Source organism: Prescottella soli, assembly GCF_040024445.1.
Classification (GTDB): domain Bacteria; phylum Actinomycetota; class Actinomycetes; order Mycobacteriales; family Mycobacteriaceae; genus Prescottella; species Prescottella soli.
In genome coordinates this window covers 3,179,621-3,203,416 of record NZ_CP157276.1, presented here as the reverse complement: position 1 = coordinate 3,203,416, position 23,796 = coordinate 3,179,621, and the positions used below count along the sequence as shown (strand labels likewise).

Here is a 23,796-nt window from a genome sequence, read left to right as displayed (position 1 = left end):
CGGGGCTTCGACCAGCAGCTTTCCTCGAAACCGGTTGGTTCCATAAACCATGAAGGTAAAGATTCGGTCACGCTAGACGTGTCGATACCCCTTTGTTACCTTTCCGTGACGAAAGATCCGAGGTTGCGTCCCGCAGGACCGACCAGAGACCACAAATGAGGTAACCACTGTGGCCAATCACCACAGGACGCTTAGTTCCGAATTCCAGGCTGCCACGACCGTCCGCGGTCACCGTTCGCTGAAGGCCGCGGCCGTCGCCGTCGCAACCGGCGCGCTGCTCGCAGGAAGCGTGCAGATCGGCGCCGCCACCGCGTCCGCCGCGCCCCTGCGCCTGCCCGACGCCGGCAACGTCCAGCTCCAGCTGCCCGCCGGCCAGTTCCTGCCCGGCATCAACATCGCGGCCCTGTCCGACAGCGCACAGCAGGCGTGGACACCGCCGTCGGCCGGGCAGTGGACGCCCGCACCGAAGCTGATCGCACCCGCGGCCGCGCCCGCGCCGCAGTCGGCGCCGATGCCCGCCCTACTGCTCGACGCCGCCCCGGCACCGGCCCCGGCGCCCGTACTCGAGGCAGCACCGGTTCCCGCCCCCATGCCGGCCCCGTTCATCGCGCCGCCGCCGCGCGCCCTGTTCGTCCAGCCCGTGTCGGGCTTCCTCACTTCCACCTACGGCCCGCGCTGGGGAACGCATCACAACGGCATCGACATCGGCGCCAACCTGGGCACGCCGATCTTCTCGGCCGCGGACGGCATCGTCATCAATGCGGGCCCGGCGTCCGGCTTCGGCCAGTGGGTCCGCGTCCAGCACGACGACGGCTCCATCACCGTGTACGGCCACGTCGACACCTTCACCGCCGACGTCGGTGACCGCGTCGTCGCCGGTCAGCAGATCGCCACGGTCGGCAACCGCGGGCAGTCCACGGGCCCGCACCTCCACTTCGAGACCTGGGATCCGGACGGCTACCAGGTCGATCCACAGATCTGGCTGCGAGACAAGGGCGTTGCCCTCACCTGGTGAGTGACGCTCGCCGAACACCACGACGGCAGACGCCGGCGGCCCGGCCCCACCACATTCGGTGGGACCGGGCCGTCGGCACACTGACTCCCGTCAGACCGGATCGAGCTCGCCCCGCAGTTCGCGCTTGAGGAGCTTGCCGCTCTGGTTTCGCGGCAGGGCCGACACGAAGCGAATTCGCTTGGGCACCTTGAAGGGCGCGATATGCTGCCGGACGTGCTCGATGAGCACGTCGGCGGTGACCGCGTCCGGGTCGGCGTCGTCGCGCAGCGCGACGACCGCCGTCACCGCCTCGATCCACTTCTCGTCGGGAATGCCGATGACGGCGACCTCCGCCACCGCGGGATGCGTGTAGAGGGCGTCCTCCACCTCCCGTGACGCGACGAGGATGCCACCGGTGTTGATCACATCCTTGATGCGGTCCACGACCGTGATGTACCCCGCGGGGTCGCGGGTCACCATGTCGCCGGAGTGGAACCAGCCGTCGCGGAACGCCTCCGCGGTGGCCTCCGGGTTCTCCCAATACCCCTGGCACAGCTGCGGAGAGCGGTAGAGGATCTCCCCCGGCTCGCCGTCGGGCACGTCGTTGCCGTCGGCGTCGACCACCCTGGTCTCGACGAAGAACACCGCCCGCCCGCACGACGACGGACGCTCCTCGTGGTCCGCGGGTCCGAGCACGGTGGCGAGCGGCCCGATCTCGGACTGCCCGAAGCAGTTGTAGAAGCCGAGATCCGGGTACCGCTCCCGCAGGCGGTTCAGCACGGTGACCGGCATGATCGACGCACCGTACTGCGCCTTCTTCAACGACGAGAGATCGCGGGTGTCGAGATCCGGGTGGCCGGCGAGCGGGACCCAGACCGTCGGCGCGAGGAACAGCGAGCCGATCCGGTCCGCCTCGATGCGACGCAGGATCTCGGGGATGTCGGGCGCCTGCATCAGGTGCACAGTCGCCCCCACCGACAGGTAGGGAAGCATGAACACGTGCATTCCCGCCGAATGGTAGAGCGGCATGCAGATCAGCGGGTTGTCGTCGGCGTTCAGCCCCAGCGCGATCACCGACGACACGTACTCGTGGACCAGTGCGCCGTGGGTCATCATGGCGCCCTTGGGCTTCGACGTCGTTCCGGAGGTGTAGAGCAGCTGGACCAGGTCACCGCTCGACGCACCCGCGGTCAGCTGCGGGACGTCGCCGGCCAGACCGGACTCGAGCAGCGATCCGGAGGTGTCGCGCAGCGGGACGACGTGCTCGACGTCGAGCTCCGCGCGCACCGATTCGAGGTTGGCCGCGAGCGCGGGGTCCACGAGCACGGCCCGCGCTCCGGACTGCGTCAGCAGGTACCGCAATTCGCTGCCGGTGAGCGCATAGTTCACCGGCACGTGGACCAGGCCGGCGCGGGCGCAGGCCAGGAAACCAATGACGTGCGCGTCGGAGTTGACGCCGTACCCCGCCACCCGGTCGCCGGGTGCGAGCCCGAGTCCGAGCAGGCGCCCGGCGGCGCGGGTGACGGCGTCGTCGAGTTCGCGGTACGTCCAGGTGCGGTCGTCGAATGTCAGGGCAGTGCGGCCGGGCTGCCTGGCGGCGGCCCGCCGGAGCACTCCGTCGACGGTGTCGATGCGCGGATCCTCATCCATGTGACGCAGGTTATAGGACGTCCAACTATTGCGTAAGGGCTGTTTTTTTGCGCGCGGATTGTGTAGTTTCGCGCATCCGCGCGAAGATCAGCCGCCGAATGCCGCGGTGACTGCCCCCATGTCGAAGTAGTCGCGCCAGGCTGCGATCTTTCCGTCGACCACCTCGAACACACCCATGACCGGCAGCGGGGTCTCCTTGCCGAGCCCGCGGAGCACGTCGGTGCGTTCGTTCATCACGACACCGCCGGCCTCGACCTGCCGGTGGATCTGGAAGTCGATGCCGTCGAACGTGGCCAGGAAGCCCTCGAGAAACTCCCGGATGGCATCGCGACCCTTCACTGGATCCATCGGAATATTGTGGTACACAGCGTCTTCGGTGAAGTATTCCGCAATCACGGCGGGGTCCGGGTCGGACCACAGACCACAGAACTCCGTGACCAGGTCGGCAGCAGCACTCATGTGTTCACTCCTGTTCTCGTATCCAGTTCCCGAGCGGTTCGGGTCAGTTGTTCGATGTAGTGTGCACGTTCCTCGGGCGTGACCGCGGAACGCAACGGGCCGATCTGCAGTTCCCACACAGCGCAACCGTCGGAGTCGAACACCGGCGCGACGAGATAGCTGATCGGCAGGGCGTCGTCGCTGTCGAGATCCATTGCACTGTAAGGGCGTCCACTGATTCCCGCGAGCAGGGCCAGGACTCTTGCCCGGAGGGTGTGCTGCGACGGATCCTCGGCGAGCAGCTCCACCACGTCGGTGAGGATGTCGAGCGTGCCGGGGTCGGCGGCGCCGATGCCCCACACACCCACACCGGCCGTCCGGATCCGTTCGAGCACCGCCGCGGTCTCGGCCTGCGCCTCCCGCGGCACAGTCCCCAGCCAGCGCCGCTGCCGAGCCTCGTCCGCGAATGCGATGACGGCCGCGCCCGCGGGTGCCCGCAACGGCAGCCGCGTCCCTGCGGCGATGCCGGCGGGGAGCCGCCCCCGCCCCGCGTCGACCGCCACGAAGGTCAGTTCGGTCGCGGACACCACACCGAGCGCCGCCCCGCAGTCGACCTGCGCGGCCAGGCGCGCCAGGGCGTCGTCGAGGCCGGGCGGTGCGCCCATCGCCGCGCGCGCCGCCTCGGCGACCCCGGCCAGCCGCGAACCCAACCGATACCGCAGATCCGGCCCCCGCTGCACCCAGCCGTGCGTGTCGAGCGCACCGAGCACCGCGCCGACGGTCGAGCGGCTCAGTTGCAGCCCGTCCGCGATCTCGGCGATGGTGCAAGGCATCTCACGCCCGGCCAGCAGTTCGACGACCGCCACGACGCGATCGGTCGGCGGCGATCCACTCCCACCCTTGTCACGGTCCATGTTTCCTCCTACCCTCGGCACTGTAACCGATATTCGGCTCACGTGACACGAATATTCGTGTCACCTGTTGGAAGGGTTCCGACCGATGACCGCTCCGTCCCTGCTCGACACCGTCGACATCGAGGGGGTCGACTTCGCGTTCCAGGACGCACCGGAGGTGCACGCGATCCTCGAGCGCCTGCGCGCCGAGAAGCCTTACGCCGTGGTCCCGTTCGCCGGGGTCAAGGCCGTCCTGTTGCTCACCCACGACCTCGTGTCGGCCGCCTTCAAGGACGAGGAGACCTTTCCCGCCTCCGCGATCTATCCGATGACCACCGGCCCGGTGCTGGGGAAGACGTTGCAGTGCATGGCCGGCCGCGAGCACAGGGTCAGCCGCGCGATCGTCTCGCCGCCGTTCCGCCGCAGCAGGATCGCGTCCTACATCGAACCGATCCTCGAACCCCTCGCGCACGAGTTGATCGACCGGTTCGCCGATCGCGGCACCGCCGATCTGGTCGCGGAATTCACCACCCGCTACCCCGTGCTGATCATCAGCCGCCTGCTCGGGCTGCCCGTCGAGGACGAGGCGACCGTCCACCGCTGGGCGCACGACCTCTTCTACTTCCCCCTCGACCCCGAGGCGGCCGTGCGCGCGTCCCGGGAGTTCACCGACCACGTCACCCCGATCCTCGCCGAACGGCGGCGCAACCCCGGCCACGACCTGATCTCGATGCTCGTCACCGAGTCCGCGGAGGGCGAGACACTCGACGACGAGCAGATCCTGTCGTTCCTGCGCCTGCTGTTCCCGGCCGGCGCCGACACGACCATGCTCGCCCTCGGGAACACCCTCTCGGCGCTGCTGACCCACCCGGAACAGCTGGACCTATTGCGGTCGAACCCGGCCGAGCACGTCCAGTGGGCGATCTGGGAGGGCCTGCGCTGGGAGCCGCCGGTGGGCCTGCTGCCGCGCGCGTGCCCGGAGGCGACCACCTGGAACGGGATCGAGATCCCGGCACTGACACCGATGATCTTCTCGATCAACGCGGCGCTACGCGACCCCGCGATCCACGCCGATCCGCACCGGTTCGACATCACCCGCCGGAGCACGTCGATGCTCGCGTTCGGGCAGGGCCCGCACAGCTGTGCGGGCAGCTGGCTGGCGCTCGCCGAACTGAACACGGCCCTGACCATCCTGCTCGACCGCCTGCCCGGCATGCGTCTACAGGAAGGCGCGGCCGAGCAGGCGCGGGTCACGAGCCAGGTGGGCGTCGCCCTGCGCGGACCCAATTCGCTTCTGGTGGAGTGGGATCGCGGATAGGGCGGCAAGATTGGTCGCATGAGCAGTCACAGCCGGATCGTTCTCGTCCTCGGAATCGCCGTCGCCGGCGCCTGGTTCGCCCGGCGCCGGCTGCGATTCGACGCCCCGCTCAGCGCGCGGGAATGGCGCGAAGATGCGATCGGCCCGGACGATCTGGCGGGCTGAGCGCCTCGCTCACCGCGGCAGCACGCCGTTCAGCACCAGATCGACGAGCGTCGACGCCAGCCGCTGCTGGTCCTGGACGTCACGCGCCGACTGCGCGAAGATCGCGGCGCCGGCGATGGCGTCGAGGAGGGTGTCCGCGTCGATGCCCTCACGCAGTTCGCCGGCGTCGACCGCCCGGGCGATCCGGTCGCCGAGTTCCTCGCGGATCACCTCGAGCTGGTCGGTGACCAGTGCCTTGCGCAGTTCCGGGTCGCCGCGGCCCTCGCTCATCAGCCCGGGCACGGCCTCCCGCGCGGCCGCATCGCCGAACAGTGCGACCGCGCCGTACGTCAGTCTGCCGATCTCCTCGGCGATATCGAGATCGTCGGACACGTTCTCCGACTCCATCACCGGATACACCGCGTCGTGCACGATGTGCGCCTTCGACGGCCAGCGCCGATAGATCGTCGGCCGACCCACACCGGCACGCGTGGCGATCGCGTCGATCGAGGTCGCGGCATAGCCGTTCTCGATCAGCAGCTCCCGCGTCGCCCGCAGCACGGCCTCGTCGATCGCAGGATCTCGTTGCGGCCCCAGCCGGTGCTGCGCCTGCCGCTTCCTGGGCATCGAAGAGACCCCTTGCGTCGAAGTGTGATGGTCGTTACATTGTGTCACGGCATAGACGATACGCAATGTATCGACTAGCGCCCTGCGCGCCCCGAGAGACATACCGGGGCCGCAACCAGAACTCGCTGTACCCGCTGTGCCGCACCGAATTTCAACGCACGTGAGGCCTTGCGCGCCTCCGACCGTCGAAAGGTCGCCATGAGTTCCGAGAAGACAACCGGGGATCAGGACTTCTCCGAGGTGGCCCGGCCCGTTGCCTCCCGCACGGACCCGGCCGAGCTCGCCGCCCGTCTACAGGCCTGGCTGGGCACGAAGCTGCCCGCAGGCGCCGATCCGCAGGTCACCGACGTACAGGTACCGGCCGCGAACGGCATGTCGAACGAGACCGTCCTCTTCGACGCCCTGTGGAACGAGGACGGGCAACAGCGTCACCACTACCTGGTGGCCCGTATCGCACCCGCCCCGACCGGGGTCCCGATCTTCCCGTCGTACAATATCGGCCAACAGTTCGACGTGATCAAGACGGTCGGCGAGCACTCCTCAGTCCCCGTCCCGCGTGTGTACTGGTCCGAGGCCTCCCCCGAGGCCCTCGGCGGCGAGTTCTTCGTGATGGAACGTGTCGACGGCCTGGTTCCGCCGGACGTGATGCCGTACAACTTCGGCTCGTGGCTGTCCGAGGGGTCCGAGGAGGACCGTAGGCGCCTGCAGGACGCCTCGGTACGCATGCTCGCCGATCTCCACGCCATTCCTGAACCTGCCCAGCTCTTTCCGAGCCTGCGCGATGATCTCGGTTCCGTCGCCGTCACCGCGGACGCCGCGCTGCGCGCCCACGTCGACGGGCAGCGACGCTACTACGAGTGGGCCGTCGAATCCGGTCCGCGCGTGCCGCTCATCGAGCGCGGCCTGGACTGGCTCGACGCCCACCGGCCCACCCCTGCGGGGCCGGCCGTGCTGTGCTGGGGCGACTCGCGCGTCGGCAACGTCATCTACCGCGACTTCGAGCCGGCGGCCGTACTCGACTGGGAGATGGCCGCCCTCGGGCCGCGGGAGATCGATCTCGGTTGGATGATCTTCCAGCACCGGTTCTTCGAGGATCTGGCCACGATGGCCGGGCTGCCCGGCCTGCCGGACTTCCTGCGCCGCGACGACGTCGCGTCGACGTATCACGAACACACCGGTCACACCGCCGCGGATCTCGACTTCTACACCCTCTACGCCGCCCTGCGGCACGCGATCATCATGTTCCGCGTCCAGAGCCGCGCCGTCGCCTTCGGCCAGGCCGAAGCGCCCGCCGACCCGGACGACATGATCCTGCACCGCAAGACGCTCGAGGACATGCTCGCCGGCACCTACTGGAACCGCATCGACAGCGAAGGAGCGGCGTAATGCTTTCGCCCATGGACGATTTCCCGGTCCACCAGATCGCCGAACCCATCCGGCACGTCGGCACCTCCGACCGCAACTTCTACGACCGCTACTACTTCAACTGCCACCCCGGCCTCGACCACGACGGCGAACCGCTGTTCCTCATCATCGGCCTCGGCCAATACCCCAATCTCGGTGTCACCGACGGGTTCGCGGTCCTGCGCCGCGGCAACGACCACATCGTCGCCCGCGCGTCGAAGGCCCTCGGCTCCGACCGCATGGACGTCACCGTCGGACCGCTGCGCATCGAGGTCCTCGAAGGCCTCCACCGCCTCCGCGTCGTCCTCGAACCCACCCCCGAGGCCCCCGACCTGTCGTTCGACCTCGTCTTCGAATCCGACGTCCCGGCAGCCTTGGAGGCCAGGCACTTCCACCGCCAACTCGAACGCGTCACCTTCGACACCCAACGCTTCGTCCAGACCGGACGCTGGTCCGGGACGCTCACCGTCGACGGCGAGACCATCCCCGTCACCCCCGACACCTGGCGCGGCAACCGCGACCGCTCCTGGGGTGTGCGCCCGGTCGGCGAGGCCGAACCCCCCGGCCGCCGTGCGGATCCCGCGCTCGCGGCCGAGCAGAACTTCTTCTGGATCTACACGATCATGCAATTCGAGGAGTTCTCGATCGTCGCGATCATGCAGGAGGACCGCCACGGCCGCCGCATCATCGAGGACGCCACCCGCGTCTGGACCGACCGCACCCGCGAACCCGAATGGCTCGGCCGCCCCGAACACGACCTCACGTTCGTCCCCGGCACCCGCGAGGTCTCCCACGCCAGCCTCGAGTTCCACCGCCCGGGCGGCTACGGCAAACCCGACGAAGTCCTCACCGTCGCTTGCGAACCGGTCCTCCCCCACTACCTCGGCGTCGGGACCGGGTACGGCCTCGAACAGGACTGGCGCCACGGCATGTGGCAGGGCGAACTCGTCGTGCAGGGCCTGCGCGAGAAGGTCGCCGACATCGAACCCTGGAAGAAACTCTTCTGCCCCGTCGACAACCTCGCCCGCTTCACCCTCACCGAGGACGGCGAGACCCACGTCGGCTCCGGCCTCCTCGAGGTCGGCATCATCGGCCCCTGCGACCGATACGGATTCACCGGCGCCGCCGACGTCGCCCCCTGAAACACCACCACCACCACGAAAGGAATCTCCATATGAAGGGCACCAGCCCGTTACGCGTGCGGACCACCCGGTCCGCCACCGCCCTGCTCCTCGCCGGAGGAATGCTCCTCTCCGGCAACATGATCGCCGCCGCGCAGGACACGACCGAACCGCCCACCACCACCCCGAACCCGACCACCACCACTCCACCGCCCACGCTGCAAATCCCTGCGGAGTTGCTGGGATCCCTCGGCTCCACCCCGGACGGGACCACCACGCCGGACCCGACCACCACCCCGAACCCGACCACGCCGCAACTCCCTGCGGGCGCGCTGGGCTCCCTCGGCTCCGGCTCGGCCGACGTCCACCTCGCCCCGACACCGCGCCTGGCATCGATCGCCAACTTCCGCGACGTCGCCGGAAACGAGGGCGGCGGCTACGAGGCCCTCGCCAACCGCCACCTGAAGCGTGGCGTGATCTACCGCTCGAACGATCTGGCATCCGCCAGCGACGAGGACCTGGCGACCCTGGCGTCGCTGAACATCAAGCACGTCTACGACGTGCGCAGCGCCACCGAGATCGCCGATCCGCTGGTCGGCGGCGCCGACAAGATTCCGGCCGGGGCCGACTACAAGAACATCCCGATCGACTTCGGCGATCTGGCGGCGCTGGCGCAGTCGCTCCAGTCGCCCGAAGAGGGTCGACAGTTCATGGAGAACGTCAACCGCAGCTTCGTCACCGACCCGGCCAAGCGCGCGGGCTTGAAGCAGATACTCACAGAGATCGCGAACAGCAACGGCCCCGTGCTCATCCACTGCACCGGCGGCAAGGACCGTACCGGCTGGATCTCCGCCCTCCTGCTGACCATCTCCGGCGTGCAGGAACAGACCATCGTCGACGACTACCTGCTCAGCAATGAGTACCTCGCCGAGTCGAACGCGAAGGCGCTTGCCCAGATCCGGGCAGGCCTCGGCGAACAGGCTGCGCTGAACATCGAACCCGTCCTGGGCGTCGACAAGAGCTACCTCGCAGCCGCGTTCGAGCAGATGCGCGCGGACTACGGCGGCCCGATCGCCTACCTGGCCGACGGCATCGGTCTCGAGCAGATGACCATCGCGAAGCTGGCGAAGAAGCTCAACCTCTGACGAGCTCGCCCCCAAGCACCCGGGCGGTCCTGACCCCGACCAGGACCGCCCGGGTTTCCCCGTTTTACGACGCTGCGAGCGCGCGGAACACGTCGATCGTGTCGATCTCGTCCTGTTCGGTGCCGTGGTCGCTGAGCTTGACGACGACGGTGCGCGACGCGGGATCCACATAGATGTACTGGCCGTAGACACCGATCGCGGAGAAGTCACGGCCGTTGCCGCCCGTGGGATGCCACCACTGCGCCGAGTATCCCCAACCCGAGACATCATGGGCCGCAGGGGTACTCAGCCGACGGATCCAAGCCTCCGGGACCACCTGCGAATTCCCGACACGACCACCGTCGAGAACCAGCTGCCCCACCTTCGCGAAGTCTCGGGCGGTCGCGTTGATGCAGCAGAACGCCTTCTCCTGGCCGCCGGCCCGGTCGAGGTTCCAGGTCGCGTCGTCCTCCGCGCCGACCGGACCCCAGATACCGCTCTCGAGCAGTTCGCCGAGCGGACGGCCCTCGACAGCGGCCACCGCCTGTCCGAGTAGCTGCGTGTCGACGCTGCGGTACTCCCCCTCGGTGCCCGGATCGAACTGCAATCCACGGTGATCGCGAACGAACCCGGCAAGGTCCGTCGTGAGATACATCCGCGCCGTGCCGGTGAACGGGAAGTACGGGTTGTAGTTCTCGGAAACGTCGACGCCGGACGCCATGTCGAGCAGATCACGGATCGTGATCGAGTCGTACGGCCCGCCGGTCGCCAGACCGGGAAGTACGTCCACGAGCCGGTCGTCCTCGGCGAGCTTGCCGGACTCGATCGCACGGCCTACCAGCAGCGAGACGATCGACTTCGCCACCGACCACGACGCGTTCGGCGTCGTCGGGCCGACGCCGTCCCGGTACCACTCGTGCGTGATCGCCCCGTCGCGGAGCACGACGAACGCGTTGGAGTGCGTGGTGTCCAGGAACTCGGAGACGGTGATCTGCCCGCCCTTCCACGGCACCGTCTCCGGTAGCGGGGCCGGCTGCACCGGCAGGGGTCGCGCCTGCGCGGGCGCCGCGACGGTCCGGGCGGCGAACAGTTGCCCCTGGGTCGACGGCGCGTCGGTCAGCAGGTGCACGAGGGTCGGCGGCGCCGGGATGTCCAACGCAGCCGCCCCGAAGGCCCCGGCACCGAGCACGACGACGGCGACCAAGCCCGAGACCGCGACCCGCTTCAGCCGGCGCCGCCGGCGCCGTTCCGGCGGAGACGACTCCACGGAAGAATCCGCGGCAGTGATGTTTTCAGTCATCGATCGTTCCCCGCTGTTCCCGGTCATCCCCGTGACCAGTGGCTCTCGACGATCCCGCACTCGTGTGACGCCGTGCCGGCGGACCGATACCCCTGCTCCACGAGCCACGGCCCGAACACGCTTGCGCCCGCCCCGGCGAACCCGGGGTTGACGAACAGTCGCAGCTCCTCGGCCAGCCCCTCGCGCAGCAGCGCGGAGACCAGCCCCGCTCCCCCGAAGCACAGCAGTGTCCCGCCCGCCCGCTCCTTCGCCCGGGCCACGGTCTCGGCCAGTTCGCCGTTGAGCACCTCCGTACGCGGCCACTGCCGGTCCGGGCGCCCCGCCCGGGACACCACGAACTTGGGCAGCGCCCCGATCGTCCGGCTGAACTCCCAGTCCGTGTCGCCGGGGTGGAGGGCGGCCATCCGCTCCCAGTGGCCCAGGTATCCCTCGTCCGCCATCGGTCGGCTCAGCACGATCCCCGAGGCGCCGGCCAGCAGGCGGTTGAACGATGCCCGCAGGTCCGCGCTCCACGGCCACTGCGGTCCCCAGTTCCACAACTGCCAGTCCGCACCCGGCACTTCACTGCTCACACAGCCGTCCGCGGACACCTGCATCGCGACGACCAACCGCCCTGTGCCACCCATGGCGCACCTCCCGTGCCGACACACTAGCGGGAGGGTCCGATGATTCGCCGCCGCCAGGGGCCGGGCGGGTCCGTCACGGGCACAGCGCGTGCGCGAGGATCTTCTCGAGGTCGGGCCGCGTTTCCGGTGACTGTGTCAGCACGATCGTCACGGCCCGGTCCCTCGTCGCCCCGGAAGTCGTGTAGTAGCCGGGGATTCCACCGCTGTGACCGACGTAGCGGGTCCGGCACGGCAGATCGGTCGATCCCACACCCAGCCCATATCCGCGACCCTCCTCCTCGCTCGCACCGGACTGCGGCGTCGTCATCTCGTCGAGTTGCGCCGCCGGAACCAGCTTTCCGCCGAGCAGGGCGCGCCAGAACGTGTTGAGGTCGTGGCCCGTCGACACCAGCGCCCCGGCCGCCCAGGGAATCGACGGCTCGATCCGGGAGACGTCGACGACACCGTCGGGCGTCGACTGGTAACCGTGCGGGTGGTCGCCGCGAATCTCCGTCTCCCCGGGAGCGGGGAGATACGTGTCGGACAGGCCGAGCGGACCGACGATGCGCGAGGCGAGTTCGTCGGAATAGGTACGGCCGGTGACTCGTTCGATGAGCATTCCCAACACGATGTAGTTGGTGTTGGTGTAGGCGAAGCGGGTGCCGGGCTCGAACTGCGGCGGCTGCCGCAGCGCGATCGCGACGGCCTCGGCCGGCGCGAGGGTCGTGTTGCGGGCCGCCGCCACCAGCTCGTCGGCGCCCGGCTCGCCGGCGAATTCGGGAATCCCGCTGCGATGCTGCAGGAGTTGACGGACCGTGATCGCTCGCCCGTCGGTTCCGTTCGCGTTCAGCACGCCGGGCAGGTACGTGTCGATCGGCGCGTCCAGCTGCACCCGACCCTCGGACACGAGCTGCATCACGATCGTGGCGGTGAACGGCTTGGTGACACTGCCGATCCGGATCCGGCCGGCGTCGGGCATCGGCTCACCGGTCGCCCGGTCGCCGACGCCGCTGGTGACGACGATCGTCGTCCGGGTCGGCGTCCACGGTGGCGACGGCACCGGCGACACCCGAGCCGGTGAGTGCGTTCAGATCGTCCTGCAGGGCGTCGATGCGGGCGAACGCCGAGCAGCCGGCCACCAGCAGCACGGTTCCGACAGCGAGGCCCGACAGGAGAAGTGGTGAGCGCATGCCGTCGAACCTATGGCGGTCACCGGCGCCGGAACATCGGGGAACACCCGGATCTCGACCCCGGTCTTGCCCCCGGGCCCCACAAGGGTTATTAATTAAGTGAGCACTCAATTTATTAATTCCGACCCAGGAGCGCGCATGCGAATCGTCGACGAGGCAGCACGTGAGGCCAAGAGGACCGAACTGCTCGACGCTGCGGCCCGCTGTTTCGCCGAGCGGGGGTATCACGCGACGCGCACGGCGGACATCTGCGCGCTGGCGGGCATGAGTTCCGGGAATCTCTTCCACTACTTCCCGACCAAGCAGGCGGTGTTGCTGGCGCTGATCGAACGTGACGGCGCCGAAACGGCGACGTCGGTCACGGAGCTCGCCGCGGCGGACGATCCGTTCGGCGCGCTGCTGGTCCTCCTCGACGACGTCTGCCGCCTCGCGGCCGACTCCACCTACTCCGGTTTGGCGCTGGAGATCTCGGCGCTCGCCCACCGCGACGACGACGTCGCGGTGCGGTTCAAGGCCAACGACGCGAGCTTCCGGCAGAGCCTCGAGGATCTGCTCGCACGGGCCGCGGCCGCGGGACAGCTCGACACCGACCTCAGCGCCCAGGACGCGGCGACCTGGATCGCCGCGCTCGTCGACGGCATGTTCGCCCGCGTCGCGGCCGATCCGGACTTCCGGCCCGAGGCGCAGGCGGCGGTGCTCCGCCGCATCGTCAGCCAGCTCCTCCGGGGCGCGGCGTCGTGACCGGGACGACGTCGCGGGCTCCGGAACGCGCCCGCCGCCTGCAGAACGTCGACGCGCTGCGCGGGTTCGCGCTGTTCGGCATCCTGGCGGTCAACATCTGGGCCTTCGCCGACCCGTACTACGCGTCGACGGAGACGAACCCCGGCTTCGATTCCGGGATCGATCACGCCGTGCGCTTCGTCGTGTCGCTGCTGTTCGAGACCAAGTTCTATCTGCTGTTCTCCTTCCTGTTCGGCTACAGCTTCACCCTGCAGATGGCCGCCGCGGAGCGGGCCGGACGCGGGTTCGTTCCGCGAATGCTGCGTCGGCAGGGCGGGCTGCTGGCGATCGGGCTGCTGCACGGCGCCGCCCTCTACTACGGCGAGATCCTGTCCACGTACGCCCTTCTCGGGCTCGTCCTCGTGGCCTGCCGGAACATCTCCCCGGCGACCGCGCTCAGGCTCGGGGCGATGCTGATCGTCGCGTCGTCCGCGGTGTGGATGCTTCTCGGCGTCGCGCAACTCGCCGTCGGCGACGTCACCGGCTCGTCCGCATCCGACGCGGTCGGCAAGCTCTCGGCGTTCCAGGGCGACGCGACCGCGACCCTGGCCTTCCATTCGGGGCACCTGCCGGACACGCTCGCCGCCCTCTGGCTGCTGCAGGGTCCGAGCGCGATGGCGATGTTCTTCTTCGGCTTCGCCGCCGGCCGGCTGCGGGTGTTCGCGGATCCCGAACGGTACCGGGACGTCATGAAACGCATCCTCGTCTTCGGCCTTCCGGTCGGCCTGATCGGTGCCGCCACGTATGCCCTCGCCGCGGCGTACGCGCCGGGAGGCGGGCTGGAGACGGTGGCGTTCGGCTTCGGACAGCTGACGGCGCCCGCACTCACCGCGACATACGTGGTGGCCGCGCTGCTGCTGTTCCGGACCGCCTTCGGCCGCCGGGTCGAGACGGCGGTCGCGCCGATGGGCAAGGCGGCGCTGACCAACTACCTGGTGCAGTCGTTGCTGCTGGGCGTGCTGTTCACGGGCTACGGCCTCGGTCTCGTCGACCGGCTGCCGCCGCTCGCGGTGGTCGCCGTCGTGCCGGTCGTGTTCCTCGTCCAGATGGCGGCCAGCCGCCTCTGGCTGCGGGGACACCCGTACGGCCCCGCCGAGTGGGTGCTGCGAGCGGTAACGCTCGCCGAGGTGCCGCCGTGGCGGTCCCCTCGAACCGTCCCGACACGCACCGATCGGCGGTACCGTCGTGACAGCGAAGAGTAGTTCCGCGTCACCGATCGACAGATTCCGGACGACCTTAGGAGCATCCCGTGGCCTCTCGCCTCAATCCCTACATCAGCTTCGCCGGCAATGCCCGCGAGGCGATGGAGTTCTACAAGAGCATCTTCGGCGGCACCCTGAACATGACCACCTTCGGCGAGCTCGGTTCGCCGGACGACGGTGACAAGATCATGCACGCGATGCTCGAGACTGACAGCGGGTTCACGATCATGGGTGCGGACACACCGCCCGGGATGGAACACAAGGTCGGCACCGACATGGCGGTGAGCCTGAGCGGCGACGACGCCGAGGACCTCCGCGGCTACTGGGACAAGCTGTCCTCGTCAGGCACCGTCCAGGTGCCGCTCGAGAAGCAGATGTGGGGCGACACGTTCGGGGCCTGCGCCGACCGGTTCGGCGTCTCGTGGATGGTGAACATCGCCCAATAGCCCTGTGAACACCCGGAAACCCCCAGGTAAGTTGCCTTCGCCTGCATTCATGACCACACTCGATTTGCCGGAGACGACACCGTGTGATCACCAGGAAGGCACCATGAACACCAGCTCGCCGAAGACGACCGTCGTTGTACCCACGTACAACGAACGCGACAATCTGCCGAAACTCGTCGAGCGGCTGGCTGTGTTGGAGGTACCGAACCTGCACCTGCTGGTCGTCGACGACAACTCCCCCGACGGCACCGGAGAGGTCGCGGAGAAGCTGGCGATCGACGGGCCGATCCCGATCCGGGTGCTGCACCGCACCGTCAAGGACGGCCTCGGACGCGCCTACGTCGCCGGCATGACGCGCGCACTCGAGGACGGCGCCGACATCGTCATCCAGATGGACGCCGACCTCTCGCACCCCGCCGAGGTCATCCCGACGATGATCAGCACCCTGACCACCACCGACGCCGCGGTCGTCCTCGGCTCGCGGTACGTCCCGGGCGGCGCGGTCGCGAGCGACTGGCCGTGGCACCGCAAGGCGCTGTCGGCGTGGGCCAACTTCTACGTCAACGCGATCCTGCGGCTCGGCGTGAAGGACGCGACCGCCGGCTTCAAGGCGTGGCACGCGCGCACCCTCGAGGCAATCGACGTCGCGTCGATCCACAGCAACGGCTACTCGTTCCAGGTGGAGATGAACTACCGGACCACCAGCCGCGGCATGCGCATCGCCGAGGTCCCGATCCGTTTCGAGGAGCGCACCGAGGGCGTGTCGAAGATGAGCCTCGCCGTGCAGCTCGAGTCGGCCCTGGTGCCGTGGAAGCTGCGGTTCGGCAAGAAGCGCTGACCGCCACGTAGGCGAGCGCTCGCCCGAATAATCACGGGCGTTCCGGACCGAATGCTGCCACCATCGGCAAGCATGACGTCCCCAGCAGGCATCCAGGTCCGCACCGCCACCGACAGCGATTGGCCGGCGATCGAGCTTCTCGACTCGGTGGCTTTCGGGTACCACCCGACCGAGGAGGATCGGACACTCGGCAGGGCGTTGATGCGAACCGAGGAGGTCGTGCTCGCCACCGACGACGGTGTCCCGATCGGGGTGGCGGCGCATCTGCCGCTCAAGGTCACCGTGCCCGGTGGGCGGCAGCTGCCCGTGCGCGGCGTCTCCTGGGTGTCCGTGGCGCCGACGCATCGGCGTCGCGGCGTGCTGCGTGCGATGTTCGCGCATCTGCACGCGGGGATCGCCGCCACCGGCACGCCGCTGTCCGCCCTGACCGCGAGCGAGGCCGGCATCTACGGCCGGTTCGGATACGGCCCGGCCACCGTCGCCTCCGACGTGACCTTGGACCGCCGATTCGCACGATTCCGCGGCGACGCCCCGGACCCGGGCGGGGTTCGCGCGGTCGACGCGACATCCGCCGCGCTACAGCTGCCCGAGATCTACGACCGCTGGCGTCGCATCACGCCGGGAGCGCAAGCACGACCGAAACCTCACTGGGACTACACGTTCGCCGATCCGGAGGCCAACCGGCGCGGCGGCTCGGCGCTGTTCTTCCTGCTCCACCCCGACGGCTACGCGATGTTCCGACGCCGAGGCGACGACGACACGAGGACCGCGGTCGTCGAGGAGCTGGTGGCGGTGACGGACGGCGCCCGCGCGGCGCTGTGGCGCGCGCTGTGCGGACTGGACCTGATGGCGCACGTCGAGGCCACCGTGCAGGTCGACGATCCGCTGCGCCTGATGCTCACCGATTCCCGGCTGCTGCGCACCAGCCGTGTCGTCGACGACCTCTGGCTGCGGATCATGGACGTACCCGCAGCCCTGGAGGCCCGCACGTACGCCGCCGACCTCGACACGGTCGTCGAGGTCCGCGACCCGTATCTCGACGCAGGGGGCACGTTCACCCTGACGGTGCGTGACGGGCGCGCGCAGTGCCGACCGACCGACGCATCACCCCGCATCTCGCTCGATCTCGACGTGCTGGGCAGTCTGTATCTGGGAGCCCACCGTCTCCGTCCGTTCGCCGCCGCCGGGCGGGTGCGGGCGGCATCGGATCGCGATCTGGCCCGGTTCGACTCGGCGTTCGTCTCTGACCGTCCGGCGGTGCTCGGTTGGGGATTCTGAGCCCGGATTTCACCCGATCCGGGTGACAACGAACGGATAGCGTGGCATCTTCGGACGATCGACCGTCGCCGTTCGGGTCCGGGAGCGCGTCGTAGACGACCTTCTCGACGACGAAGGCCCCCGCCGCGAGCACGCGGCGGGGGCCTTCGTACGACGCCGGTCAGCGACCGATGAGCGCCCGTCGTTCGATCTCCGCGAAGTCCGTGCCGGCGGCGTCGGGACGGCCGCGGCCGACGAGCGAGCCGATGTAGGCGAACAGGAAGCCGGCGGGCACCGACACCAGGGCCGGGATGGTGAGCGGGAAGATCGGATCGATCCCGTGCACGAGTCCGGTGGGGCCGAGGATGTTCGGGCTGATCGCAACCAGGCCGAGGCTGACGATCAGGCCACCGACCAGCGCCCACGTGGCGCCGACCCGGTTGAAGCCCTTCCAGTAGATGCTCAGCAGCAGCACAGGCAGGCTGGTGCTCGCCGCGACGGCGAATGCGACGTTGGCGAGGAAGCCGAGATTGAAGCCCTTGGCGCCGAGCGCGAGGAACATCGCGACGATCGCGATGCCGAGCAGCGAGATCCGCGCGACCTTCAATTGCTTTTCCGCCGAAGCATTTCCGTTCTTGATGACGTGCGTGTAGAGGTCGTGGGCGAAGGCGCCGGAGGTGGCGATCGCGACGCCGGCCAGCACCGCGAGGATGGTCGCGAGCGTGATGCCGATGATGACCGCCTCGAGGACCGGACCGCCGAGCTCACGGGCCAGCTGCACCACCGCGAGGTTGCCCTGCGGGTGCGCCTTCAAGATCTCGTCCTTCCCGATCGCGCGGAGAGCGCCGTAGCCGATGAACGGCAGCACCAGGTAGAAGATGCTGAAGATCCACAGCGCCACGACACCGGACTTGCGGGCGGCGCGCGCGTCCTTGACGGTGAGGAACCGGACCATGACGTGCGGCAGACCCATCACGCCGAGCGCGAGCGCGAGCTGCTGCGAGATGATGTCGAACGTCTTGGTGGTGGTCTGCGGGTGCGACGACGCAACCGCGTCCGGAACAGCGTCGACCACATGGAACGGGCTGGGGCCGTACTTCATCATCACCAGGAACAGGATCAGCGCGGTGCCGCCGAGCAGCAGGCCCGTCTTGAGCACCTGCACCCACGTGGTCGCGAGCATGCCGCCGAACATCGTGTAGACGACCATGAGCAGGCCCAGCACGACGACGGCCACCCAGAACTTGATGCCGAGCAGGGCCTGCACCAGCAGGCCGGCGCCGACGAACTGGATCACCATGTACATCGCCGAGATGACGATCGTGGTGACGGCGAGGCACGCGCGCAGTCCCCGTCCGTCGAACCGGGCGGCGACGGCGTCGGCGAGGGTGAAGCGGCCGAGGTTGCGCAGCGGCTCGGCGATGATCAGCAGCACCAGCAGGTAGGCCAGCGGGACCGCCGTCGCCAGGTAGAAGCCGTTGAAGCCCGACAGCGCGATGAGGCCGGTGATGCCGAGGAACGACGCCGCCGAGACGTAGTCACCCGAGATGGCGAGGCCGTTGCCGATCGGGCCGACCTGCCCCTCGGCCACGTAGTGCGAGTCGGTGGAGGTGTTGCGCTTGGCGGCCAGGTAGGTGATCGCGAGCGTGACGCCGATGATGGCGACCACGATGGTGACGCTCAAACCCATTGTCACTCACCAGCCTTCGGGAGATCGAGCTCGGCCAGGTGAGCATCGATGATGCCGTCCATGCGGCGCGCCCAGCGGACGTAGAACTGCGCGACGACGAGGATTCCGACGAAGACCCCGAAGCCGGCCCAGTAGGCCAGGCCGAGGCCGGCGAATCGACCGGACAGCACGCTGGTCGAGGTCGTCAGCACGATGTAGCCCATGAAGACGGTCAGGAGCACCGCCGCCGAGACGAGCGAGACGCGGCGACGACGGCGAGCGACGGCGAGAATCGCGTCGAGGCCGGCATCGGCGGCTAACGGATCCGGCGAAGCCGGGGAGTCTGGGCGCGCGGCATCGGCCGGCGACAGGCCAAGCGACATGGTCACCTCGGGGATATGAGCGGAAGGCATGTGGTCAAGGCTTTGACCACTGCATGGTGGGCATACCGTAGGTGATGGCAGTCACAAGATGCAAGGGGCCGGCCGCCCGACGCAGGAAACCTGCGAAAGCGGCCGGACAAGAACCCTTCGGTCGAGTCAGTCGCGGGTGTGGAGCTCCGGCGACGACGACGTCGCCAGCTTCTCCAGCAGTCCGATCAGGATCGTCCGCTCAGGCTTGGTGAGCGCGCTCGCCCAGACCTGCTCGCGCCGGTTGTGCTCGGCGTACGTCGTGGTGATGGCCTCGAGCCCGGCGTCGGTCAGCCGCAACTCGACGGCCCGACGGTCCACGTCCGAGCGACGACGCGTTACGTACCCGTCGCGTTCGAGGGTGTTGACCAGGGCGGACACCGCCGCGCGGCTCATGCCGGACAGCTTCGCCACCCGCTTGGCCTCGCTGGGGCCGGCCAGCCACAGCACGAACAGCACCCGGAAGCCGGGCCAACTCCACCCGCCGGGACGGTGCACGGTGGATTCGAGGTCGTAGACCAGCGCGCTGGCGACACGGGTCAGTTCGAGGACGAGTTTCATCGACACCGGGTCGACGTCGGGCATCGCCCGGGTCGTCTTGCGCACCGCGAAGTCGACGAACGACAGGAAGTCGAGGTCGTCGATGTCCTCGCGGCCGTCACGGCTCGCAGCGTTCACGCGGTCGGCGTCGGTCATGCCGGACAGATTAGAGCCCGTACCCGCGAATTTCGGACCGGATTTGGTCAAAGACTTGCATATCTCGTGTGACACGGCTTACCTTGTCCACATATTCAATCAAAGCTTTTACTATTCGAGGTGATCCCATGGCCGAACTGTCCTTCGCGTCCTCCGCCGATCTCGGCGAGAAGGAGCAGACCCTGGAGGTCCTCGCCGACGGCGTCTACGCGCTCACGGCCGAGGGCGACCCCAACCTGGGGGCGATCGAGGGCGAGGACTTCCTCGTCTGCTTCGAGGCCCTCGCGACGCCGGTCGCCGCACAGGACTGGCTTGCGAAGCTGCGCCAGCACACCGACAAGCCGGTGCGCTACCTGGTGCTCTCGCACTACCACGCGGTGCGGGTGTTGGGCGCGTCCGCGTTCGACGCCGAGATCATCGTCGCGCACGAGAACACCCGCAAGCTGATCGCCGAGCGCGGCAAGGAGGACTGGGCGTCCGAGTTCGGCCGCATGCCGCGCCTGGCGAAGGGCGCCGATTCCGTGCCCGGTCTGACGTGGCCCACCATGACGTTCTCCGACGAGCTGACCATCGACCTCGGCGGTGACCGCGGCGATCTGGTGCTCAAGCACCTCGGCCGCGGACACACCGAGGGCGACATCGTCGCGTGGCTGCCGCAGCAGAAGATCCTCTTCGCCGGCGACCTCGTCGAGGCGCAGGCCGCGCTCTACACCGGCGACGCCTTCCACCGCGACTGGGCCACAGGCACTCTCGACGGGGTCAAGGCCCTCGGTGCCGAGGCGCTGATCGGTGGACGCGGTGCTGTGAGCCGGGGCCGCGCGGAGGTCGATGCCGCGATCGAGCAGACCCGCCACTTCCTGAACGTGATGCTCACCGAGGTCGGCGCGGTCCAGCAGCGTGGCGGCACCCTCAAGGAGGCGTTCGAGGCCACCCACGCCGCCCTGTTCGAGAAGTACGGCCACTGGCCGATCTTCGAGCACTGCCTGCCGTTCGACGTCTCCCGCGTGTGGGACGAGCTGTCCGGTATCGAGCGCCCGGTGATCTGGACGGCGGAGCGCGACCGCGAGGTCTGGGCCCAGCTGCAGGGCTGAGTCGGGCAGGCATCAGGAGGTTTCACGATGGGCGTCAACCACATTCACACCGGCACCGTCGCCGTGATCGGCAACGGCCCGGTCGGGCAGACCACCGCCCTGCTGCTCGCGCGGTGGGGCGTGCGGGTGGTGCTGCTCGACGGGCGGGCCGAGCGGGATCCGATCGGGTCCAAGGCGATCTGCCAGCAGCGGGACGTGCTCGAGGTGTGGGCCGCGATCGGCGTCGGGGAACAGATCGCGTCCGAGGGCGTCACGTGGGACACCGCGCGCACGTTCCACCGCGAGCACGAGCTGTTCTCGCAGCAGTTCGTCGACCACGGCCAGTCGCCGTTCCCGCCCTTCGTCAACGTCTCCCAGGCCCGCACCGAGGAACTGCTCGACGACGCGATCGCCAAGCAGCCGCTCATCGAGGTGCGGTGGGGCCACCCGGTCGAGCGCATCGACCAGGACGCGGCCGAGGTCCGGCTCGTGTGCGCGACGGACGCCGGCCCGGTGACGGTGGCCGCCGACTACGCGGTGATGGCCACCGGGTCGCGCAGCAGTGAGCTGCGCCGCCAGCTCGGCGTCGGGTTCCCCGGCCGGTCGTTCGACGACAAGTTCCTCATCTGCGACATCCAGGCCGACATCCCGGGCTGGGGCAACGAGCGGCGCTTCTACTTCGACCCCGAGTGGAACCCGGGCCGCCAGGTGCTGATCCACCCGTGCCCGGACTCGACGTTCCGCATCGACTGGCAGGTGCCGGGCGACTACGACCTCGACGCCGAGGCCGACAGCGGCGCGCTGGACACCCGGATCCGCCAGATCATCGGCGACACGCCGTACCGGATCGTGTGGAAGTCGGTGTACCGCTTCCACGCTCGGCTCGCGGACCGCATGCGGGTGGGCCGGGTCCTGCTGGCGGGAGACTGCGCGCACATCGTCTCGCCGTTCGGTGCGCGCGGGCTGAACTCCGGTGTCGGCGACGCCGAGAACGCCGCGTGGAAGCTGGCGTTCGTGCTGCGCGGGTGGGCCGACCCGTCGCTGCTCGAGACCTACGACCTCGAGCGGCGCGCGGCCGCCGAGGAGAACCTGGACGTCACGTCCGCGACGATGGACTTCCTGGTGCCGCAGACCGACGAGCAGCACGCCCGACGCCTGTCGACGCTCGAGGCCGCGACGTCCGATCCCGCGGCGCGGGCCGCCGTGGACTCGGGGCGTCTGGCCGAACCCTTCTGGTACGTCGACTCGCCCCTGACGACGCCGGACGCCCGGCGTCCGTTCGCCGGCCGCCCGGAGCGGGGCGTCTCACCCGCCCCGGTGCCGGGTGTGCTGGTGCCGGACGTCCCGGTGAGCGTGCGCGGACAGAGCTGCGCCCGACTCCGGGAGATCGCCCGGCACGGCGTGCTGCTGCTGCACGGCGGCGACGTGGATCCGGCCGAGGTCCGACGGATCGCGCTGGCCGCGACGCACGCCCCGATCCGGCTCCATGCACTCGCCGACGTCGACACCAGCGGGCTGCTCACGGCCGCAACCAGAGCCGAGGCGAACGAGGTGTGGGTCGTCCGGCCCGACGCCCACATCGCCGCGGTGGTCGACGGCAGTGACCGCCAGGCACTCGCGGCCGCGCTGCGACGGGCCGTGGGCGTCGAGGTGACGGTCGGCGACCGACAGGCCGGCTGACGTCGGCTGACTCACCGCCGGACGCGGTGGGCCTCGGTCAGCGCGCAGTCCCGCAGGACCCGCACCAGTGGGGTCACGCGGGACGCGACGTACACCAGGCTCACCGCGGTCGGAGCGGCGTCGTCGATGTCGACGAAGCGGACGTTGTGGTGGTGCACGCGACGTCGGGCGGCGATCGGCACCGCCCCCACTCCCCGGTCGGCGGCGATCAACTCCAACCACTCGTCGAAGTTGGTGCAGGTCACGATCTCTCGACTCGGGTCGGGTTCCGTCCAGGACTCGGCGCGCGTCGTCCCGGTCAGGGTGTTGACGACCAACGGGTACGTACCCAGTTCGTCCCACGTGACCGTGTCCCGCTCCGCGAGAGGTGAGCGGGCGCTGACTGCCGCGATCCTCGGCTCCGAGAACAGGTGATGCACGGCCAACACCCCGTCGGGGACCGGCCCGCGCATCACAGCCGCATCGATGGCGCCGTCGCGCAGCGCCGTCAGCGGATCGTCGCACCGTTGCAACAGCACGCGCGCACCCGAGCGTTCCTCGCACGCGGCGATCGTGTCGTGCGCCCACGGGTCCGGAAGCAGCCAGCTGAATCCGAGCCGCACCGTCCGGTTGCTCTGCGCGGACGCGATCGCGGCATCCAGATCGCCGAGCACGAGGCGAATACGCTCCGCGAACGCCCGCCCGTCCTCGGTCGGCGTCATCGACCGCGACGTCCGATCCAGCAGGCGGGTTCCGAGGGTCGCTTCGAGTTGCTGGATCGTTCGGGTCAACGCGGGTTGCGTGATGTTCAGTCGCTCGGCCGCGGAGGTGAAGGTTCCGGCATCGATCACCGCGACCAACGCCCGCAGATGCCGCAGCTCGACATTCATAATCGCCAAGCATAGATGCCGACGAACCGGCATTTCCGTACGACCTTCGACTGCGCATAGCGTCGTGGCGA

General features: G+C 69.1%; 25 protein-coding genes. 13 read left to right on the top strand and 12 right to left on the bottom strand.

Going from position 1 to position 23,796, the window contains the following annotated elements; genetic code table 11:
* Window positions 1–169: 169 nt before the first annotated feature.
* On the top strand, window positions 170–1,015 hold the full coding sequence (locus ABI214_RS14960; protein WP_348603312.1) for a M23 family metallopeptidase: 846 nt from the start codon (window positions 170–172) through the stop codon (window positions 1,013–1,015).
* Between the two features lie 90 nt (window positions 1,016–1,105).
* Here ABI214_RS14960 and ABI214_RS14955 read toward each other — a convergent pair whose 3' ends face one another.
* The 3 genes from ABI214_RS14955 to ABI214_RS14945 all read right to left on the bottom strand — a co-directional run bounded on the left by ABI214_RS14955 (window position 1,106) and on the right by ABI214_RS14945 (window position 3,996).
* Window positions 1,106–2,644 carry an acyl-CoA synthetase gene (locus ABI214_RS14955; RefSeq protein ID WP_348603311.1) on the bottom strand — a complete coding sequence of 513 codons (1,539 nt, stop codon included), beginning with the start codon at window positions 2,642–2,644 and terminating at the stop codon, window positions 1,106–1,108.
* An 87-nt stretch (window positions 2,645–2,731) separates the two neighbouring features.
* Window positions 2,732–3,103: a limonene-1,2-epoxide hydrolase family protein gene (locus ABI214_RS14950; protein WP_348603310.1), complete on the bottom strand. Its 372-nt coding sequence runs from the start codon at window positions 3,101–3,103 to the stop codon at window positions 2,732–2,734.
* Complete coding sequence (locus tag ABI214_RS14945) at window positions 3,100–3,996, bottom strand: helix-turn-helix domain-containing protein (RefSeq protein WP_348603309.1); 897 nt, start codon at window positions 3,994–3,996, stop codon at window positions 3,100–3,102. The genes ABI214_RS14950 and ABI214_RS14945 overlap by 4 nt, the downstream gene beginning before the upstream one ends.
* Window positions 3,997–4,081: 85 nt before the next feature.
* On the opposite strand from ABI214_RS14945, the gene ABI214_RS14940 reads away from it, so the two are divergent.
* Together ABI214_RS14940 and ABI214_RS14935 are read left to right on the top strand one after the other, a co-directional pair.
* The gene (locus ABI214_RS14940) at window positions 4,082–5,293 is read left to right on the top strand and encodes a cytochrome P450 (RefSeq protein ID WP_348603308.1); all 1,212 of its coding nucleotides are present in this window, start codon (window positions 4,082–4,084) and stop codon (window positions 5,291–5,293) included.
* Between the two features lie 18 nt (window positions 5,294–5,311).
* Window positions 5,312–5,458 carry a hypothetical protein gene (locus ABI214_RS14935; RefSeq protein WP_348603307.1) on the top strand — a complete coding sequence of 49 codons (147 nt, stop codon included), beginning with the start codon at window positions 5,312–5,314 and terminating at the stop codon, window positions 5,456–5,458.
* A gap of 9 nt (window positions 5,459–5,467) precedes the next feature.
* Here the strand turns inward: ABI214_RS14935 and ABI214_RS14930 are convergent, their stop codons facing one another.
* Entirely contained in the window at window positions 5,468–6,064 is a 597-nt protein-coding gene (locus tag ABI214_RS14930; protein WP_348603306.1) for a TetR/AcrR family transcriptional regulator, read from the bottom strand.
* A 198-nt stretch (window positions 6,065–6,262) separates the two neighbouring features.
* On the opposite strand from ABI214_RS14930, the gene ABI214_RS14925 reads away from it, so the two are divergent.
* Genes ABI214_RS14925 through ABI214_RS14915 form a run of 3 tightly spaced genes read left to right on the top strand, consistent with a single transcriptional unit; the run spans window position 6,263 to window position 9,734 of the window.
* Window positions 6,263–7,450: a phosphotransferase family protein gene (locus ABI214_RS14925; RefSeq protein WP_348603305.1), complete on the top strand. Its 1,188-nt coding sequence runs from the start codon at window positions 6,263–6,265 to the stop codon at window positions 7,448–7,450.
* Window positions 7,450–8,610 (top strand): hypothetical protein, encoded by a 1,161-nt coding sequence (locus tag ABI214_RS14920; protein WP_348603304.1) that lies wholly within the window; start codon window positions 7,450–7,452, stop codon window positions 8,608–8,610. Before ABI214_RS14925 ends, ABI214_RS14920 begins: the two co-directional genes overlap by 1 nt.
* A gap of 32 nt (window positions 8,611–8,642) precedes the next feature.
* Entirely contained in the window at window positions 8,643–9,734 is a 1,092-nt protein-coding gene (locus tag ABI214_RS14915) for a tyrosine-protein phosphatase (protein ID WP_348603303.1), read from the top strand.
* A 64-nt stretch (window positions 9,735–9,798) separates the two neighbouring features.
* Here the strand turns inward: ABI214_RS14915 and ABI214_RS14910 are convergent, their stop codons facing one another.
* The 4 genes from ABI214_RS14910 to ABI214_RS14895 form a co-directional block, all read right to left on the bottom strand.
* Window positions 9,799–11,013 (bottom strand): serine hydrolase domain-containing protein, encoded by a 1,215-nt coding sequence (locus ABI214_RS14910; protein WP_348603302.1) that lies wholly within the window; start codon window positions 11,011–11,013, stop codon window positions 9,799–9,801.
* Window positions 11,014–11,036: 23 nt separating this feature from the next.
* A complete protein-coding gene (locus tag ABI214_RS14905) occupies window positions 11,037–11,639 on the bottom strand; it encodes a dihydrofolate reductase family protein (RefSeq protein WP_348603301.1) in 603 nt (200 codons plus the stop codon).
* 73 nt (window positions 11,640–11,712) lie between these two features.
* Window positions 11,713–12,678 (bottom strand): serine hydrolase domain-containing protein, encoded by a 966-nt coding sequence (locus ABI214_RS14900; protein WP_348603300.1) that lies wholly within the window; start codon window positions 12,676–12,678, stop codon window positions 11,713–11,715.
* Window positions 12,602–12,808, bottom strand: a complete 207-nt coding sequence (locus ABI214_RS14895; protein WP_348603299.1) for a hypothetical protein — start codon at window positions 12,806–12,808, stop codon at window positions 12,602–12,604. The genes ABI214_RS14900 and ABI214_RS14895 overlap by 77 nt, the downstream gene beginning before the upstream one ends.
* Before the next feature lie 138 nt (window positions 12,809–12,946).
* Here ABI214_RS14895 and ABI214_RS14890 point away from each other — a divergent pair, with 138 nt between their 5' ends.
* The 5 genes from ABI214_RS14890 (at window position 12,947) to ABI214_RS14870 (ending at window position 17,352) form a co-directional block, all read left to right on the top strand.
* A complete protein-coding gene (locus tag ABI214_RS14890) occupies window positions 12,947–13,549 on the top strand; it encodes a TetR/AcrR family transcriptional regulator (RefSeq protein ID WP_348603298.1) in 603 nt (200 codons plus the stop codon).
* Window positions 13,546–14,790, top strand: a complete 1,245-nt coding sequence (locus ABI214_RS14885; RefSeq protein ID WP_348603297.1) for a DUF418 domain-containing protein — start codon at window positions 13,546–13,548, stop codon at window positions 14,788–14,790. The genes ABI214_RS14890 and ABI214_RS14885 overlap by 4 nt, the downstream gene beginning before the upstream one ends.
* Window positions 14,791–14,837: 47 nt before the next feature.
* Window positions 14,838–15,236 carry a VOC family protein gene (locus ABI214_RS14880; protein WP_348603296.1) on the top strand — a complete coding sequence of 133 codons (399 nt, stop codon included), beginning with the start codon at window positions 14,838–14,840 and terminating at the stop codon, window positions 15,234–15,236.
* Window positions 15,237–15,339: 103 nt separating this feature from the next.
* Window positions 15,340–16,074, top strand: a complete 735-nt coding sequence (locus ABI214_RS14875; protein ID WP_348603295.1) for a polyprenol monophosphomannose synthase — start codon at window positions 15,340–15,342, stop codon at window positions 16,072–16,074.
* Window positions 16,075–16,146: 72 nt separating this feature from the next.
* The gene (locus tag ABI214_RS14870) at window positions 16,147–17,352 is read left to right on the top strand and encodes an enhanced intracellular survival protein Eis (protein ID WP_348603294.1); all 1,206 of its coding nucleotides are present in this window, start codon (window positions 16,147–16,149) and stop codon (window positions 17,350–17,352) included.
* A 160-nt stretch (window positions 17,353–17,512) separates the two neighbouring features.
* On the opposite strand, the gene ABI214_RS14865 is transcribed toward ABI214_RS14870, so the two are convergent.
* The 3 genes from ABI214_RS14865 to ABI214_RS14855 all read right to left on the bottom strand — a co-directional run bounded on the left by ABI214_RS14865 (window position 17,513) and on the right by ABI214_RS14855 (window position 20,106).
* Complete coding sequence (locus tag ABI214_RS14865; RefSeq protein WP_348611654.1) at window positions 17,513–19,021, bottom strand: solute symporter family protein; 1,509 nt, start codon at window positions 19,019–19,021, stop codon at window positions 17,513–17,515.
* 2 nt (window positions 19,022–19,023) lie between these two features.
* On the bottom strand, window positions 19,024–19,413 hold the full coding sequence (locus ABI214_RS14860) for a DUF485 domain-containing protein (protein WP_348603293.1): 390 nt from the start codon (window positions 19,411–19,413) through the stop codon (window positions 19,024–19,026).
* 126 nt (window positions 19,414–19,539) lie between these two features.
* Window positions 19,540–20,106, bottom strand: a complete 567-nt coding sequence (locus ABI214_RS14855) for a MarR family winged helix-turn-helix transcriptional regulator (RefSeq protein WP_127918286.1) — start codon at window positions 20,104–20,106, stop codon at window positions 19,540–19,542.
* A gap of 128 nt (window positions 20,107–20,234) precedes the next feature.
* Between ABI214_RS14855 and ABI214_RS14850 the strand changes: the two genes are divergently transcribed.
* Complete coding sequence (locus tag ABI214_RS14850) at window positions 20,235–21,197, top strand: MBL fold metallo-hydrolase (protein WP_348603292.1); 963 nt, start codon at window positions 20,235–20,237, stop codon at window positions 21,195–21,197.
* Window positions 21,198–21,224: 27 nt separating this feature from the next.
* A complete protein-coding gene (locus tag ABI214_RS14845; RefSeq protein WP_348603291.1) occupies window positions 21,225–22,856 on the top strand; it encodes an FAD-dependent monooxygenase in 1,632 nt (543 codons plus the stop codon).
* A gap of 11 nt (window positions 22,857–22,867) precedes the next feature.
* Here ABI214_RS14845 and ABI214_RS14840 read toward each other — a convergent pair whose 3' ends face one another.
* Entirely contained in the window at window positions 22,868–23,725 is an 858-nt protein-coding gene (locus tag ABI214_RS14840) for a LysR family transcriptional regulator (protein ID WP_348603290.1), read from the bottom strand.
* Between the last annotated feature and the right edge of the window lie 71 nt (window positions 23,726–23,796).